Annotated in this window: 20 protein-coding genes; 12 read left to right on the top strand and 8 right to left on the bottom strand. The window is 62.3% G+C overall.

From position 1 onward, the window contains the following. From ATY02_RS09415 to ATY02_RS09405, 4 genes are all read left to right on the top strand, one after another. Complete coding sequence (locus tag ATY02_RS09415) at nt 1-318, top strand: cupredoxin domain-containing protein (RefSeq protein WP_068586198.1); 318 nt, start codon at nt 1-3, stop codon at nt 316-318. Between the two features lie 195 nt (nt 319-513). Then, nucleotides 514-645, top strand: a complete 132-nt coding sequence (locus ATY02_RS36340) for a hypothetical protein (RefSeq protein WP_263986922.1) — start codon at nt 514-516, stop codon at nt 643-645. A gap of 74 nt (nt 646-719) precedes the next feature. After that, nucleotides 720-902: a hypothetical protein gene (locus ATY02_RS09410; protein ID WP_068586200.1), complete on the top strand. Its 183-nt coding sequence runs from the start codon at nt 720-722 to the stop codon at nt 900-902. Between the two features lie 117 nt (nt 903-1,019). Further along, nucleotides 1,020-2,219 (top strand): MFS transporter, encoded by a 1,200-nt coding sequence (locus ATY02_RS09405; protein WP_068586203.1) that lies wholly within the window; start codon nt 1,020-1,022, stop codon nt 2,217-2,219. Here the strand turns inward: ATY02_RS09405 and arfB are convergent. Together arfB and ATY02_RS09395 are read right to left on the bottom strand one after the other, a co-directional pair. Beyond that, nucleotides 2,216-2,629: an alternative ribosome rescue aminoacyl-tRNA hydrolase ArfB gene (arfB, locus tag ATY02_RS09400; RefSeq protein ID WP_068586206.1), complete on the bottom strand. Its 414-nt coding sequence runs from the start codon at nt 2,627-2,629 to the stop codon at nt 2,216-2,218. The two genes, ATY02_RS09405 and arfB, sit on opposite strands and share 4 nt — an antisense overlap. A 116-nt stretch (nt 2,630-2,745) precedes the next feature. Further along, on the bottom strand, nt 2,746-4,167 hold the full coding sequence (locus tag ATY02_RS09395; RefSeq protein ID WP_068586210.1) for an amino acid permease: 1,422 nt from the start codon (nt 4,165-4,167) through the stop codon (nt 2,746-2,748). 1,024 nt (nt 4,168-5,191) lie between these two features. Here ATY02_RS09395 and ATY02_RS09390 point away from each other — a divergent pair. Then, nucleotides 5,192-5,329, top strand: coding sequence for a hypothetical protein (locus ATY02_RS09390; RefSeq protein WP_164487269.1), 138 nt, complete (start codon nt 5,192-5,194; stop codon nt 5,327-5,329). Between the two features lie 62 nt (nt 5,330-5,391). Continuing rightward, nucleotides 5,392-6,357, top strand: coding sequence for a leucyl aminopeptidase (locus tag ATY02_RS09385; protein ID WP_068586212.1), 966 nt, complete (start codon nt 5,392-5,394; stop codon nt 6,355-6,357). 78 nt (nt 6,358-6,435) lie between these two features. On the opposite strand, the gene rluB is transcribed toward ATY02_RS09385, so the two are convergent. The 5 genes from rluB to ATY02_RS09360 form a co-directional block, all read right to left on the bottom strand. Beyond that, the gene (gene rluB / locus ATY02_RS09380; RefSeq protein WP_068586215.1) at nt 6,436-7,593 is read right to left on the bottom strand and encodes a 23S rRNA pseudouridine(2605) synthase RluB; all 1,158 of its coding nucleotides are present in this window, start codon (nt 7,591-7,593) and stop codon (nt 6,436-6,438) included. 176 nt (nt 7,594-7,769) lie between these two features. After that, the gene (gene scpB / locus ATY02_RS09375) at nt 7,770-8,774 is read right to left on the bottom strand and encodes an SMC-Scp complex subunit ScpB (protein WP_068586221.1); all 1,005 of its coding nucleotides are present in this window, start codon (nt 8,772-8,774) and stop codon (nt 7,770-7,772) included. 12 nt (nt 8,775-8,786) lie between these two features. Continuing rightward, the gene (locus tag ATY02_RS09370) at nt 8,787-9,485 is read right to left on the bottom strand and encodes a segregation and condensation protein A (protein WP_176719765.1); all 699 of its coding nucleotides are present in this window, start codon (nt 9,483-9,485) and stop codon (nt 8,787-8,789) included. 120 nt (nt 9,486-9,605) lie between these two features. Then, nucleotides 9,606-10,235, bottom strand: coding sequence for an L-threonylcarbamoyladenylate synthase (locus ATY02_RS09365; protein WP_068586229.1), 630 nt, complete (start codon nt 10,233-10,235; stop codon nt 9,606-9,608). 13 nt (nt 10,236-10,248) lie between these two features. Beyond that, nucleotides 10,249-11,109 carry a PHP domain-containing protein gene (locus tag ATY02_RS09360; RefSeq protein WP_124346082.1) on the bottom strand — a complete coding sequence of 287 codons (861 nt, stop codon included), beginning with the start codon at nt 11,107-11,109 and terminating at the stop codon, nt 10,249-10,251. An 87-nt stretch (nt 11,110-11,196) separates the two neighbouring features. Between ATY02_RS09360 and ATY02_RS09355 the strand changes: the two genes are divergently transcribed. The 6 genes from ATY02_RS09355 (at nt 11,197) to ATY02_RS09330 (ending at nt 15,332) form a co-directional block, all read left to right on the top strand. After that, nucleotides 11,197-11,793: a septation protein A gene (locus tag ATY02_RS09355; RefSeq protein WP_068585866.1), complete on the top strand. Its 597-nt coding sequence runs from the start codon at nt 11,197-11,199 to the stop codon at nt 11,791-11,793. 1 nt (nt 11,794) lies between these two features. Continuing rightward, nucleotides 11,795-12,094, top strand: coding sequence for a YciI family protein (locus ATY02_RS09350; RefSeq protein ID WP_068585869.1), 300 nt, complete (start codon nt 11,795-11,797; stop codon nt 12,092-12,094). Between the two features lie 111 nt (nt 12,095-12,205). Further along, nucleotides 12,206-12,616, top strand: a complete 411-nt coding sequence (locus tag ATY02_RS09345) for a translation initiation factor 2 (RefSeq protein ID WP_068585870.1) — start codon at nt 12,206-12,208, stop codon at nt 12,614-12,616. 7 nt (nt 12,617-12,623) lie between these two features. Beyond that, the gene (locus ATY02_RS09340) at nt 12,624-13,301 is read left to right on the top strand and encodes a response regulator transcription factor (protein ID WP_068585874.1); all 678 of its coding nucleotides are present in this window, start codon (nt 12,624-12,626) and stop codon (nt 13,299-13,301) included. A 187-nt stretch (nt 13,302-13,488) separates the two neighbouring features. After that, entirely contained in the window at nt 13,489-13,926 is a 438-nt protein-coding gene (locus ATY02_RS09335) for an LTXXQ domain protein (RefSeq protein WP_068585876.1), read from the top strand. Between the two features lie 65 nt (nt 13,927-13,991). Beyond that, nucleotides 13,992-15,332: a sensor histidine kinase gene (locus ATY02_RS09330; RefSeq protein WP_068585879.1), complete on the top strand. Its 1,341-nt coding sequence runs from the start codon at nt 13,992-13,994 to the stop codon at nt 15,330-15,332. A gap of 75 nt (nt 15,333-15,407) precedes the next feature. Here ATY02_RS09330 and ATY02_RS09325 read toward each other — a convergent pair whose 3' ends face one another. After that, on the bottom strand, nt 15,408-15,974 hold the full coding sequence (locus ATY02_RS09325) for an NAD(P)H nitroreductase (protein WP_068585884.1): 567 nt from the start codon (nt 15,972-15,974) through the stop codon (nt 15,408-15,410). Between the last annotated feature and the right edge of the window lie 68 nt (nt 15,975-16,042).

The following is a 16,042-nucleotide window of genomic DNA, read 5'->3' as shown; positions in this document are numbered from 1 at the left end:
ATGAGCAGACTCCTCTGCGTGTTGCTCCTGGGATGCCTCGCGGCACCGGCCTGGGCCCAGGAAACCAGGATCGATATCCGCGAGTTCATGTACAACCCCCATGACGTGCAGGTCACGGTCGGCACCCGGGTCACTTGGGTCAACGATGACCAGATCCCCCACACGGTGACCGAGACCCACAAGCTGTTCCGCTCCGCGGCGCTGGACACCAACGATAGTTTTTCCTACCAGTTCGACACGCCAGGCACCTACGAATACTTCTGCGTCCTGCACCCGCAGATGATCGGCAAGATCATCGTCGCCCCTACGCCACCCTGAGCCCAAGGCCTGGCCTGACGCTGCTTGTGGCGCCTGTCGGAGCGTCTTCACTTGGTCGGTTTCCTGACCCAGTGAGGACAACTTGAGGGAAATAAAAATCTTTCTGTCATTTGTACTGCTGTATCCTGCCTAGGCTTTTTAAAAGCGCGGACCTACCCAGCGATTTAAAAAACAGACTTTGCGAGGAGCAACGACATGCACGAGATCCCGAATCTCCCCTTCCCAAGCCTGCACGAAACTGAGCAGACAACCCCGCCACAAGCCAGTGCCGAAAAGCCTGCCGCCAAAGAAGCCGCTGACAGTCGCAAGACCGACAGCGAAGACTGAGAAGCTGTAGCCAGACAGTGTGGAAAGCGCTAATCAAGCGCTTTCCACACCGCCTGAACCCACCCGAGCCCTTCATGACCGACACCTTCAACGAAACCCAGGCCACTGTGCTGATCGACACCGCACAGCACATGATCGAAGTCTGGAATCGCCTTAGCCCGCAAAAACAAGCCGCCCTGCTGAGCCGTTTCGGCACTCAGGAAAATGCCCTCGCCGCCCTGGTCACGACCCAGCTGCTGGGCAACAAGGACGCCTGACACCTTCCTGCAAGCGACAGGCATCGGCACTGCACGTCGATTTCTCCCCCTTTTGCCACGCCTACACCGGTATCATGAGCAGCCTATCTATCTAGCTGCAGTAGCGGACCCCTTCCCATGCCAGATACCCAGCGCCCCTTGGCGGTCACGCTGCAAGTCGTTTCCATCGTCCTGTTCACCTTCATCGGCTACCTGAATATCGGCATCCCCCTGGCGGTGCTGCCAGGTTATGTCCACAGCGACCTGGGCTTCGGCGCGGTGGTCGCCGGCCTGGTGATCAGCGTGCAATACCTGGCCACCCTGCTCAGTCGCCCCTACGCCGGGCGCATCATCGACAATCAGGGCAGCAAGCGCGCGGTGATGTACGGCCTGGTGGGCTGCGGCCTGAGTGGTGTGTTCATGCTGGCGTCGGCCTGGCTGCAGCCGTTTCCGGTGCTGAGCCTGGCCAGCCTGCTGATCGGCCGCCTGGTATTGGGTAGCGCGGAAAGTCTGGTAGGCTCGGGCTCCATCGGCTGGGGCATCGGCCGGGTCGGCGCCCAGAACACCGCCAAGGTCATCTCCTGGAACGGCATCGCCAGCTATGGCGCCCTGGCCATCGGCGCTCCGCTGGGGGTGCTGCTGGTCAAGCAGCTGGGGCTGTGGAGCATGGGGGTGAGCATCATCCTGCTGGCTGTGCTCGGCCTGTTGCTGGCCTGGCCAAAACTGGCCGCGCCCATCGTCGCCGGCGAACGCCTGCCATTCATCCATGTACTGGGCAAGGTCTTCCCCCATGGCTGCGGCCTGGCCCTGGGCTCCATCGGCTTTGGCACCATCGCCACCTTCATCACCCTGTACTACGCCACCCGGGACTGGTCCAACGCGGTGTTGGCCCTGAGCCTGTTCGGCGCCAGCTTCATCGGTGCCCGGCTGTTGTTCGGCAACCTGATCAATCGCCTAGGGGGCTTTCGGGTGGCGATCGCCTGCCTGGCCGTGGAAACCCTGGGCCTGTTGCTGCTGTGGCTGGCCAGCGACGCGTACTGGGCCCTGGCCGGAGCAGCCCTGAGCGGCTTCGGTTTCTCCCTGGTGTTCCCGGCCCTGGGGGTGGAAGCGGTGAACCTGGTACCCGCCTCCAGCCGGGGCGCGGCGGTGGGTGCCTACTCGCTGTTCGTCGATCTGTCGCTGGGGATCACCGGCCCGCTGGCCGGGGCCATTGCCGCCGGTTTCGGCTTCGCCTCGATCTTTTTGTTTGCCGCCATGGCCTCCTGCAGCGGGCTGGCGCTGAGCCTGTACCTGTACCACCAGGCCCCCAAGCAGCGCAAAGAACGCGAGAGCGCCTAGAAGTCCACCTTGCCACGACCGGCCTTGATACTGCCTCGCTTGGCCTTGCCCTCCAGGCGACGCTTTTGCGAGCCCAGGGTGGGCTTGGTGGGTCGACGCTTCTTCTCTACCTTGATTGCGCCCTGGATCAATTCCACCAGGCGCTCCAGGGCATCGGCACGATTCTGCTCCTGGGTACGGTACTGCTGGGCCTTGAGGATGATCACACCCTCAGCGGTGATACGGCTGTCGCGCAGCGCCAGCAGGCGCTCCTTGTAGAAAGGCGGCAGCGATGAGGCAGGAATATCGAAGCGCAGATGCACGGCGCTGGACACTTTATTGACGTTCTGCCCACCGGCCCCCTGGGCGCGGATGGCAGTCAACTCGATCTCGGCATCCGGCAGATGCACGTTGTTGGAAATCACCAGCATGGAACAGCAATCCTTCTTGCAAGGCCTACAGGATACGCCCATTCCAGCCATACCGTGGCACTCCCCCGGAAACGAAAGACCCGGCCGAAGCCGGGTCTGTGGTTGCCAGATGACGCTTACTTCAGCGAGGAGCTGGCGGTCTGCAGCGGTTGTTGAGCGCTGCGCTTGACCTTGATGCTGTAGCAGACCCACATGAACACCACCCACACAGGGATCGCGTACACCGAGATCTGGATACCCGGGATCATCAGCATGATACCGAGGATGAACACCACGAATGCCAGGCAGACGTAGTTGCCGTAGGGGTACCACAGGGCCTTGAACGTCGAGGTCTGGCCAGTACGGTTCATGTGCTGGCGGAACTTGAAGTGCGAGTAGCTGATCATTGCCCAGTTGATCACCAGGGTGGCCACCACCAGGGACATCAACAGCTCCAGGGCGTGTTGCGGGATCAGGTAGTTGAGTACCACCGCGACGAAGGTCACCACCGCCGAGGCCAGGATCGACAACACCGGTACGCCACGCTTGTCGATCTTGGCCAGGGCACGCGGGGCATCGCCCTGCTCGGCCATGCCCAGGAGCATGCGGCTGTTGCAATAGGTGCCGCTGTTGTACACCGACAAGGCGGCCGTCAGGACCACGAAGTTGAGGATATGCGCCGCGGTGTTGCTACCGAGCATCGAGAACACCTGGACAAACGGGCTGCCGCTGTAGGCATCGCCGGAGGCGTTGAGGGTGCCCAGCAAGGTGTCCCACGGGGTCAGCGACAGCAGCACCACCAGGGCACCGATGTAGAAAATCAGGATACGGTAGATCACCTGGTTGATCGCCTTGGGGATCACGGTCTTCGGCTTGTCGGCCTCGGCGGCGGTGAAGCCGAGCATTTCCAGGCCGCCAAAGGAGAACATGATGATCGCCATGGCCATCACCAGACCGCTAACCCCATTAGGGAAGAAGCCACCGTGGGACCACAGGTTGCTCACCGATGCCTGCGGGCCACCGTGCCCACTGACCAGCAGGTAGCTGCCCAGGGCGATCATGCCGACGATTGCCACCACCTTGATGATGGCGAACCAGAACTCGGCCTCGCCGAAAACCTTGACGTTGGCCAGGTTGATGGCGTTGATCATGACGAAGAACACGGCTGCCGAAGCCCAGGTCGGGACGTCTGGCCACCAGTAGTGGATGTACTTGCCGACTGCCGTCAGCTCCGACATGCCCACCAGGATATAGAGGATCCAGCAGTTCCAGCCGGAGAGAAAGCCGGCAAAGCCGCCCCAGTACTTGTGGGCGAAGTGGCTGAAGGAACCGGCCACAGGCTCCTCGACGATCATTTCGCCCAACTGGCGCATGATCATGAAGGCGATGAAGCCACAAATGGCATAGCCGAGGATCATCGACGGGCCAGCGGACTTGAGTACACCTGCCGAACCCAGGAACAGGCCAGTGCCGATTGCGCCACCCAGGGCGATCAATTGGATATGGCGATTTTTCAGGCCGCGTTTCAGCTCGCCTGACTGCGAGTTTTGTCCACTCATGAAAACTTTCTCACGCAAGGTTTGATGATATTTGCAGACGTTGCCGCCCGGTGAAGGCTTAAGCGGCGCGGATCAAACCCCAGCGCAGGCACCAGAAGTTCAGCGTTTTTTTAACGGTCATGCGTCACCTGTTTGTTTTTATCTGTGACGAAATCGAACCCATCACGCTCGTGACGCGACGGAATGAACAAGGTGGATAACCTTGAGTTATTGGTTCTGTGCAGGTGTTTCCAAGGCTATACAAGCAGGCTGGAAACCGCTGTCCAGACGCAAAATGCGCGGATACGCAGTGGGGTCACAGTTAAAACGCCGGGCATTGTACACCCCTGCCCCCCTGCCGCCAGACATCGCTTATCAGCGTGCCGGTAACCGGGATCTTGCGTGGCCTGCTCGATGCTCGGCATCGGCGGCAAAAAATGGGACAGACCGAGTGGGGTCGTCGGTAAAGAAGCGATGGTCATCGCCCTTCGAAGGGTGTCGGTTAAAGTCGGTTGCGGCGTTCATTGCGCCTCCTTCTTGTTATGCACCTGTACGCAGGCATGTGCACATCTCACCGTCCTTGGCGCCCTGGAACAAGCGGGCCAGAGCCCTCTGAGCCCAGGCACGAGGTTGCCTTCGGAAGATTTTCCTTACAGCAAACCAGAACCCGTGGCTCCACCGGTAAAAGCCTCCTTTTTCGTAAGTATTTCTTTACGATGCGTAACGTATTTTTGCCACCACAGATCCATCCAGCGGCCGACTGCAAATTGACGCCGCCGGCCATTTTCCCCGGGGCAATCCCTAGCTTTTTGTTTTCCCGAGCTAAAATCAGCAGATGAAAATAGAAAATAAAGTCCATCAAAAAATAATCTAATTATTTTTTTGCACTTCAAAACACCCTGGTCTAGGTTTCCAGCCACTTGCCGGATCAGTCACCCGGCAAGCCCCGGGAACGAATGGGCAGCCTCGGTAACCATCCCGCTCATCGCTGTCGATCCGTTCCGTCAATGGACTGCCATGCGCAATGTCATTCAGGAGAAGCACCATGCAAGTACTGGAACAAGATCTGGAAACCGAACTGCAACTGGACGATTGGTTCGAAGCAGCAACCCATGATGCCGCCGTGGAAATGATGCAAGCCGATGCCGTGGTGCCATTCGGCACTGCCATGTGGCCGATGTAAGACGCTTGCACCGGGGCGGGCCCTGGCCTGCCCCGGTCACTTCTGTCCTACAGGGAGGTTTTATGGACCCAATTCGCGCCATCCGTCATTTCCTGTACTACCTCGAACGGCACCCGGCCCTGAACGGCCTGGGCCCGGCCAGGGTAGTGATCGGCCATACCGCCGAGTACCAGGCGATGATCGCAACCATCATCGAACAAGCCCGCCAGGCCACGCAGCTGAACATCAGCGCCTTGCGCCTGGACCTGGAACCGGCCGAGAACCTCGTCCGGGCCATCACTGAATGTGATCTCTACATCTTTTTCTACGATTCCTCGACCCTGCCCCAGCCACGTCCCGACGGGCCTGAATTCCTGCGCCCGCTACATGGACTGATGGCCGAGCACTGGAAGAAATCCCTGTTGTTCAAGGATTACGGCGAGTACTTCTACGACACCTTCAGCGTCGAGCCACAGCGTATCGCCGACCTCAATGCCACCCTGATCCGACGCCTGTCCCAGGCCAGCATCTTGAGCTTCAGCGACCCACAGGGCTCGTACTTCGAAGCCCCCTTGGACACGGTGAAAAAATGGACCGACATCAACGGTGTCGGCAACTACGACCTGGCGCCAGGGGAAATCGCCACCCACAGTGACCAGATCAATGGCCATGTGAAGTTTCTCGGCACCTTCCTCAGTACCATCCCGTTCGCCCGCAAGTACAGGGTGCTGGAAACGCCCCTGGAACTGTGGATCGAGAATTCGAGCATTCGCCAGGTCGCTACCCAGGTTCCCGGGCTGGCCAACGACTTCAACAAATACCTGGACGCCAACCCCTCGAACCGGCGGATCGAGGAACTGGGGATCGGCACCAACGAGGGCATAAAGTCGCTGTACGGACGCAACTCCGGCTTCGAGGAGCGCCATTGCGGCCTGCACCTGGGCCTGGGGGGCGGCGCCAAGGGCAGCCATCACCTGGATCTGATCTTCAGCAGCGGAGTGCTGGCAGCGGATAACAAGCCAGTGTTCGACGGGCAGTTCGCCTTCTAGGCACCGCTACGGCGACGCCAGGATCGCAGGTAAAAAAACGCCAACCCGAAGGTTGGCGTTGTTGTTTGCAGGCCAGAATCACTCAGGCTTGCGACGACCGGCAGGTGCACCACGGCGCTTGCCCGATGGGGCGTCCTTGTCCAGACCCGGGCTTGGGCGCTTGGACTTGGGGGCCGGACGCTTGGTGTCCGCCGGACGCTCGGCTACCGGGGTGCCACGGCCGGCCGCTGGACGTGGAGCCCGTGGGGCACGTTCACCATCCGGACGGGCCGCTGGCTTGCGGCCAGGGCGTTCACCTTCCAGTTGCGGCTCGCGCGGAGCACGCGGGGCAACCGGGGCGCCGTTGGCCGGACGCAGGGTCCGCACGCGCTCGCCCTTGGCCATGGGGCGCGAGGATTTGCGCTGCAGGCGCTCCAGCTTTTCCTTGGACTTGGCATTGAGCTGTGGCATCGCTACCGGCGTCAGGCCAACTTCGGCGCTGAGCACATCGACTTCGTACTGGCTCATTTCGCGCCAGCGGCCCATGGGCAGGTCGGAGTTGAGGAACACCGGCCCGAAACGCACGCGCTTCAAGCGGCTGACCACCAGCCCCTGGGACTCCCACAGGCGGCGCACTTCACGGTTGCGCCCTTCCATCACCACACAGTGATACCAATGGTTGAAGCCTTCTCCACCCGGTGCCTGCTGGATGTCGGTGAACTTGGCAGGGCCGTCTTCGAGCATGACGCCCGCTTTGAGGCGATCGATCATCTCGTCATCGACTTCACCGCGCACACGTACTGCGTACTCACGGTCCATCTCGTAGGAAGGGTGCATCAGGCGGTTGGCCAGCTCACCGTCGGTGGTGAACATCAGCAGGCCGGTGGTGTTGATGTCCAGGCGCCCGATATTGATCCAGCGGCCTTCGCGAGGACGCGGCAGCTTGTCGAACACGGTCGGACGGCCTTCCGGGTCGTCGCGAGTGCAGATCTCGCCGTCAGGCTTGTTGTACATGATGACGCGGCGTACCGATTCGGCAGCCTCTTCACGCTTGATGACCTTGCCATCGATGGAAATGGCATCGTGCAGGTCGACACGCAGGCCCAGGGTGGCCTCGGTGCCATTGACCTTGATCCGGCCCTGGCTGATCCAGGCTTCGACGTCGCGGCGCGAGCCCACGCCAATACGGGCGAGGACTTTCTGCAGTTTCTCGCCGGACGGACGAATGTCCTGGTCGTTCTGGTCTTTATCGCTCATCTGGGCACCTCCCGGTGTATCGCTTCAGGCTGAGCGGCCTGAAGACATGGAAAAACAGGTTTGTGGCGAAGGGATCGCCAAAAGGTCGCGAATCATACGCTCATGACGGCGGTTGCGCATCACAGACTAGTCGATAAGCCAGCATCGAGGCATTTTTTTGCTGGCCGGCCGCGGGGTCAGTCGTCCAGCAGGCGCCGCTCCTGCTCGATGGCCTCGGCCAGCGCCAGGGCTTCGGCCTCCTCCTCGCTCAATTGAGGCTCCAGCGCCGCCACTGCCGCCAGCAGCTTGGCCCGCGCCTCGGCAACGCCCAGCACATCGTCATCGACAGACGGGGGCTGCGCAGGGGCCTGCGCAAGCAACGGCTCCTCTGCCTCTTCAAGCACAGGCTCGGCCTGCAACGACAACTCGCTATCGGCCACGTCTGGCAGGTTCTCCAATAGCTCCGGGCTGCCGGATACCTCGACACCGTCGCGATGCAGGTCGTCGAAGTCGGTCTTGAGCCCCTCCTCCATGGAGTCCAGCTCCAGCAGCAGAGTGTGGAAGCTGGTCTCTTCCTTGGGTTCTTCCGGCTCGGCGCTGGCGTCTGCCAGTTGCTGCAGGTGTTCGGGCACGGGGGCGTCATCGAACTCCAGCACCGGCTCGGCTTCCATTTCCCGCAGCTCGGCCAACGGTGGCAGCTCGTCGAGGCTCTTGAGGTTGAAGTGATCGAGAAAGGCCTTGGTGGTGGCAAACATCGCCGGTTTTCCCGGCACGTCGCGATAACCCACCACGCGAATCCACTCGCGCTCGATCAGGGTCTTGACGATATTGCTGTTGACCGCCACGCCACGCACATCCTCGATCTCGCCCCGGGTGATCGGCTGGCGATAGGCAATCAGGGCCATGGTTTCCAACAAGGCGCGGGAGTAACGCTGGGGCCGCTCTTCCCACAGGCGACCGACCCAGGGAGAGAACTTCTCACGGATCTGCAAGCGATAGCCTGAAGCCACTTCCTTGAGTTCGAAGGCTCGTCCCTCGCAGGACTTGCCCAGCAGCACCAGGGCCTTCTTGAACACCGCCGGCTCCGGCCGTTCGGCATCCTCGAACAGCTCGAAAAGGCGCTCCAGGGACTGGGGCTTACCCGAGGCCAACAGGAAGGCTTCGAGCAGGGAGGCCAGCTCGCGGGGTTCGTTCAGATTCATCATTTAAGCTCGTTATTCGGCTCGCGCCCGTACATGGATAGGCGCGAAAGGCTCATTCTGCACCAGCTCGACCAGGGATTCCTTCACCAGCTCGAGGATTGCCATGAAGGTCACCACCACCCCAAGGCGGCCTTCCTCGGCGGTGAACAGTTCGACAAAGGGCACGAAGCCGCCGCCCTTGAGGCGCTCCAGCACATCGCTCATGCGCTCGCGGGTAGACAAAGCCTCGCGGCTGACCTGGTGGCTTTCGAACATATCCCCTCGACGCAGCACCTCGCCCATCGACATCAAGAGCTCTTCCAGGGCCACGTCCGGCACCAGCTTGCGCGCCCGGGCCTCGGGGGCGTCGAGCTTGGGCACCAGCACATCGCGGCCCACCCGGCTCAACTCGTCGATACCCTCGGCAGCCGCCTTGAAACGCTCGTACTCCTGCAGGCGGCGAATCAGCTCGGCCCGGGGATCATCCTCCTGCGCCTCGATCTCCTCGGAGCGAGGCAGGAGCATGCGCGACTTGATCTCGGCCAGCATCGCGGCCATCACCAGGTATTCGGCTGCCAGTTCCAGGCGCACCGACTGCATCAGCTCCACATACCCCATGTACTGGCGGGTGATCTCCGCGACCGGGATGTCGAGGATGTCGATGTTCTGTTTGCGAATCAGGTACAGCAACAAGTCCAGAGGCCCCTCGAAGGCTTCGAGGAAGACCTCCAGGGCATCGGGCGGAATGTACAGGTCCAGGGGCATTTCCATGACCGCCTGGCCGTAGACCATGGCGAATGGCAGCTCCTGCTGGGCGCCGGCCTGTTCGTCGACGGTTTCCACTGCGGACATCTAGGCCTCGGCCATGAAGGGTGCAGGATCGCCGCAACCAACGCGGATCACTTGCGGTTCGCCGTCGGCGAGGCTGATCACCGTGGAGGATTCGGTGCTGCCAAAACCGCCGTCGATGATCAGGTCGACCTGGTGCTCAAGCAACTGGCGCATCTCATATGGGTCGCTCAGTGCCTCGGTGTCGCCAGGCATGATCAGGCTGACGCTCATCAGCGGCTCTCCCAGCTCGGCCAGGAGCGCCAGGGCGATGGGATTGCTGGGCACCCGCAGGCCGATGGTGCGGCGCTTGGGGTGCAGCAACAGGCGCGGTACTTCACGGGTGGCATTGAGAATGAAGGTATAGGGCCCTGGCACATGGGCCTTGAGCAAGCGAAAAGTGCCGGTATCGATCTTGGCGAACAGCCCCAGTTGCGAGAGGTCGCTGCAGATCAGGGCGAAATTGTGCTTGTCGTCCAGCTGGCGCAGGCGCCGCACCCGCTCGATCGCCCCCTTGTCGCCCATCTGGCAGGCAACGGCGTAGGACGAGTCCGTGGGGTAAATCACCACGCCACCGCCGCGAATGATCTCCACGGCCTGCTTGATCAGGCGCGGCTGTGGGTTTTCCGGATGGATCTGGAAGAATTGACTCACTGTCTCTACCTGCTCAGGCGGCAATAATTGGCTCATGCTTGAACCGACACCAAAGTGGCGGCAGGTCTTCTGGGACCGGGCGGTACTCACCGATCTCGGACCAGCCCCCCGGGCCATGGAAGTCACTGCCAGCACTGACCAGCAGTCCGAATTCACGGGCAAGGATGGACAGGCTGCCCACTTGCTCCGCGGGTTGGTGACCATTGACGACCTCGATGGCATGGCCACCGGCTTGAATATAGTCGGCAATCAACCGGCGACGCTTGCTGCGGGTGAAATCGTAGTGCCAGGGATGCGCCAGGCTGACCCAGGCCCCGGCCTCGCGCAGGGTGCCGACGGTTTCCTCCAGGGTCGGCCAGTGCTGCTTGACGTCCCCCAGCTTGCCGGCCCCTAGCCATTTGCGAAACGCTTCGGCACGATCCTTGACGAATCCGGCGCGCACCAGATAGTCGGCAAAATGTGGCCGCGCCGGCGCATTGCCGCTGTCGCCCAGCTCCTGCTGGATCGCCCTGGCGCCTTCCAGAGCCCCGGGCATGCCCTTGAGGGCCAGCTTGCGGCTGATTTCCTCGGCCCGCAGCCAGCGCCCCTCATGCAACTTGCCAATGGCCGCCACCAATGCCGGAGCCTCGGTATCGAAGCCATAACCCAGCACATGGATGGTGGCGCCGCCCCAGGTACAGGACAGTTCCACGCCATTGACCAACTGCATGCCCAACGCCCGGGCGGCCTCGCGTGCCTCGGCCAGGCCCTCGACGGTGTCGTGGTCGGTCAGGGAGAGGATTCGCACGCCTTTCTCATACGCCCGGGCAACCACCGCCGCCGGCGCCAGGGCGCCGTCGGAAGCCGTACTGTGGCAGTGCAAATCAACGTTCACGGGACAATAAAACCTCAAGTCAGCTGGCGCTTTCGCTACCAAGGATGTTTGTTATTATGCCGACACATCCTGCTCCTGGCTGCCACTGTGAAACAATTCATCGACTTCATCCCGCTGTTCCTGTTCTTCATCGTCTACAAAATCGACCCTCGCGTCGTCGACCTCGCCGGTCAACAAGTCACCCTGGGCGGTATCTACAGCGCCACGGCGGTGCTGATCATCAGTTCCCTGGTGGTCTACGGCGCACTGTTCATTTCCCAGCGCAAGCTGGAAAAAAGCCAGTGGCTGACCCTGATCGCCTGCCTGGTCTTCGGTAGCCTGACCCTGGCCTTCCACAGCGAAACCTTCCTCAAGTGGAAGGCCCCCGTGGTCAACTGGCTGTTCGCCCTGGCGTTCATCGGCAGTCACTTCATCGGCGACAAACTGCTGATCAAGCGCATTATGGGCCACGCCCTGACCCTGCCGGATGCGGTATGGACTCGCCTGAACATCGCCTGGATCGCGTTCTTCCTGTTCTGCGGCGCCGCCAACCTGTTCGTCGCCTTCACCTTCCAGAGCATCTGGGTCGACTTCAAGGTCTTCGGTAGCCTGGGCATGACCGTGCTGTTCCTGGTGGGCCAGGGGATCTACCTGTCGCGCCACCTGCATGACGCTGATCCCACTACCCCGAAAACCGAGGACTGACATGCTTTACGCAATCATTGCCACCGACGTTGCCAACTCCCTGGAAAAACGCCTGGCCACCCGTCCGGCACACCTTGAGCGCCTGCAACAGCTCAAGGCCAAAGGCCGTGTGGTCCTGGCCGGCCCGCATCCCGCCGTGGACAGCGAGGACCCAGGCGCAGCGGGCTTCAGCGGCAGCCTGATCGTTGCCCAGTTCGACTCCCTCGCAGCAGCCCAGGCCTGGGCCGCGGCCGACCCGTTCGTGACCGCTGGCGTCTACGACAACGTCGTGGTCAAGCCTTTCAAGCAATCGATGCCGTAACGTCCCTGAAAGTGCGATGAACCTTCAGGGTTCATCGCGTTCTCAATCGCTCATTATTCTCGTTCGATGGCCGACAACCTGCCCAACACTCGTTTGGAATCAGGAGTTTCGATGCGCCAAGGTCCGCTGTGCCTGTTGTTGGTCATGTTGTCGATCGGGGCTCCGGCCCTTGCCGAGGAACCCCAGGACGGCGGATATTCCACGCCATTGTCCCTGAGCGCCGGTAGCCAGATCACCGAGTTGCAGCAACGCTTGAAAGAAAGCGAGCGCCTGCGCGAAGAACTGAGCAAGCAGCTGCAAAATGCCGATGCCGAAAGAGAAAGCCCGCAACTGACGCGCTTGCGCCAGGAGAACCAGCGCCTCAAGCTGCAACTCAAGGAGAGCCAGGCCAGCCCGGCACCGAACCTTCTGACCGACCAGCAGCAATGGTTCATCACCGGTGGCGGCGTCGCCCTCATCGCCCTGCTCTGCGGTATCTTTGCCAGTGGTGGACATCGCAAGCGTCGACAATGGCTAAATTGAGTGATTCATGAGCGACCTGTTACTGATTGATGACGACCAGGAACTATGTGAGCTCCTGGGCAGTTGGCTGGCCCAGGAAGGCTTTGTGGTCCGCGCCTGCCATGACGGCCTGAGCGCCCGCAAGGCGCTGGCCGAGGCAACTCCTGCGGCGGTGGTACTGGATGTGATGCTGCCCGACGGCAGCGGCCTGGAACTGCTCAAGCAACTGCGCAACGACCATCCGGACCTGCCGGTGCTGATGCTCTCGGCCCGTGGCGAACCGCTGGACCGCATCCTCGGCCTGGAGCTGGGCGCCGACGATTACCTGGCCAAGCCCTGCGACCCTCGGGAACTGACCGCACGCCTGCGTGCCGTGCTGCGCCGCAGCCATCCCGTGGCGGCATCCAGCCAGATGGAACTGGGCGACCTGTGCTTCAGCCCCGTGCGCGGCGTGGTCACCCTCGACGACCAGGACATCAGCCTCACGGTCTCCGAAAGCCGCCTGCTCGAGGCATTGCTCAAGCAACCGGGTGAGCCCCTGGACAAGCAAGAACTGGCGCAGATCGCCCTGGGCCGCAAGCTGACCCTGTATGACCGCAGCCTGGACATGCACGTCAGCAACCTGCGCAAGAAGATCGGCCCCTACCCGGATGGCCGTCCGAGGATCGTGGCCCTGCGCAGCCGCGGCTACTACTACAGCCTGTAGCACTTGCCCCTGGTGGAGCGCGCGCTGGCGTGAACAACCAGCCTTGCACATCCTGCGTGCAGGTTTTGTCAGGCTGTTGGTTCTGCGTCTTTACCCAAGCTTTACTCTCCACTGACTGCCGCTGACCTTGAGGTGCGTAACCTGAACTCATCCGGAACTGACCGGGAATGAGACAAGGAGACACACCATGCGCAAGACCCTGATCGCCCTGATGTTCGCCGCCGCCCTGCCGACCCTGGCCATGGCCGCGCCTGAAGGCAGCGCTGCGATGGGCCCGATGAACGGCCCCTGGCACAGCGAGCACATGCGCGGCAAAGGCCCCTGGAGCCAATTGGACCTGAGCCGCGAGCAGCGCCAGCAGATCGGCAAGCTGATGGGCGAGCAAATGCACGAACGCAAGGCGCTCGTGGAGAAGTACCTGGAGAAACTCTCCCCGGCCGACCAGAAGGCCATGAAGGACGAGTTGGCTGCCAAGCACCAGAAGACCCAGGCCGATATCCGTGCCCTGCTCAAGCCTGAACAGCAGAAACAGTTCGACGCCATCGTCAAGAAGCAGGAAGAACGGCGCGCCGAATGGGCCCAGTTCAAGGCCTGGCAAGCGCAACAACCGCAAAAGGCGCAATAATGCGCTAGCGTCCTACCCAGCCCAGTGGCCCCTGCCACTGGGCTTCTTGCATTCAAGGAGTTTGCGTGCGCTCATTGTTCTGGCGTGTCCTGGCCAGCTTCTGGCTGGCTATCGCCCTGGTGGCCGGGTTGTCGATCCTGCTGGGCCATATGCTTAACCAGGATGCCTGGATTCTCAGTCGTCATCCGGGCCTCAACACCCTCGCCGAGCAATGGACGCAAACCTATGAGGAGCAAGGCGAGGACGCCGCCCAGGAAATCCTCCAGCAACGCAAGCGCCAGTATCACATCGATGTCCAGGTACTCAACGAAAGTGGCGACCCGGTGGTGCGCGGCACCTTCCCGCGTCGCGCGGCCGCCTTCGAGGCACGCCAGAACAACGATGACCGGCGCCTGCCCTGGCGCCGCCTGACCGCGGAATACACCAGCCCGCGAACCGACGACACCTACCTGTTCATCTACCGCATTCCTCACCCGGAGCTGAACGCCTGGCACCGCGACAGCCTGACCTGGCCCCTTAGCGCCCTGGCCATCGCCCTGGTGGTACTGACCCTGTTCAGCCTGCTGGTGACGCTATCCATCACCCGTCCCTTGAGCCGCTTGCGCGGCGCGGTGCACGACCTGGGCCAGACCACCTACCAGCAGAACAGCCTGGCGCGCCTGGCCAACCGCCGCGACGAGTTTGGCGTGCTGGCCCGGGACTTCAACCGCATGGGTTCGCGCCTGCAAGGGCTGATCGGCAGCCAGCGCCAACTGCTGCACGACGTGTCCCATGAACTGCGCTCGCCCCTGGCACGCCTGCGTATCGCCCTGGCGCTGGCGGAACGGGCCGCCCCCCAGGAGCGGGAACAGCTCTGGCCGCGACTGACCCGCGAGTGCGACCGCCTGGAGGCCCTGATCAGTGAGATCCTGGTCCTGGCCCGAGTCGATGCCGACAACGCCAGTGCCGAGGAGGTGGACCTCAATGCCCTGCTCCTGGCCTTGCAGAAAGACGCCCAGCTGGCCTGCTCCGAGCAGGAGGTACAGATCGATGCCCAGCCCCAGTTGCAGATACGTGGCTGGCCCACCCTGCTCGAACGAGCCCTGGACAACCTGCTGCGCAATGCCCAGCGCTTCAATCCCGCCGGGCAACCGATCGAGGTCCAGGCCCAGCGCCTGGGCGAACGAATCCTGATCAGCGTGCGCGACCATGGTCCTGGTGCACCCGTGGAATACCTGGGCCAGCTGGGCGAGCCGTTCTTCCGCGCCCCGGGACAAAGCGCCGCCGGGCATGGCCTGGGGCTGGCCATCGCGCGCCGGGCGGTAGAACGCCATGGTGGCAGTCTGAACCTGGACAATCACCCCACGGGGGGCTTCATCGCTACCCTGGAACTCCCCCTCGTGCCTGGCGCACTGGCGCAGCCCTGAACCTGATGCGGGCAAGCCGTTGTCGCCGCTTCCGGCAACAACGGGCTTGCCCGCAAGGCCATCGAGAGGTGCTGGTCAGGCCTTGGCGGTCCAGGCGCTGACGAACTCGCTGGTATCGACTTTCGGAGCGACCCGGGGCTCGTTCAACGGGGTGCCCAGATACAGGAAAGCGATGATCTCTTCATCCTTGGCCAGGCCCAGGCCCTTGGCCACATGGGCCGAATAGGACAATTCGCCGGTGCGCCACACTGCACCGACCCCCTGGGCATAGGCCGCCAGGAGAATGCCATGGGCGGCGCAGCCAGCCGCCAGCAACTGCTCGGACCGAGGCACTTTGAAGTGCTCCTGCAGACGGGCAACCACCACGACCACCAGTGGCGCACGCAACGGCATGGCCCGGGCTTTGTCCAGCGCCGCCTGGGTCACTTCGCCCCCCTGCAACTGCACCGCCTCGACCAACAGCTCGCCCAAGCGATCGCGAGCTTCGCCCTCGACGGTCAGAAAACGCCAGGGCCGCAGTTGGCCATGATCGGGCGCACGCAGGGCAGCGGCGAACAAGGCTTCGCGCTGCTGCGCCGAAGGCGCGGGCTCCACCAGGCGCGGCACGGAAACACGGTTGAGCAAAGCGTCGAGAGCCTCCATCGGCCACCTCCTAGAAAAATGTCTGGCTATTCTAGCGGGATCTGCCGGCAGGGTGCCGGTTTACATGC

This window comes from Pseudomonas sp. BIOMIG1BAC (genome assembly GCF_001705995.2).
GTDB classification, from domain to species: Bacteria; Pseudomonadota; Gammaproteobacteria; order Pseudomonadales; family Pseudomonadaceae; genus Aquipseudomonas; species Aquipseudomonas sessilinigenes.
Note: the sequence above shows the minus strand (reverse complement) of the source record. Positions and strands in the feature narration are given on the sequence as shown.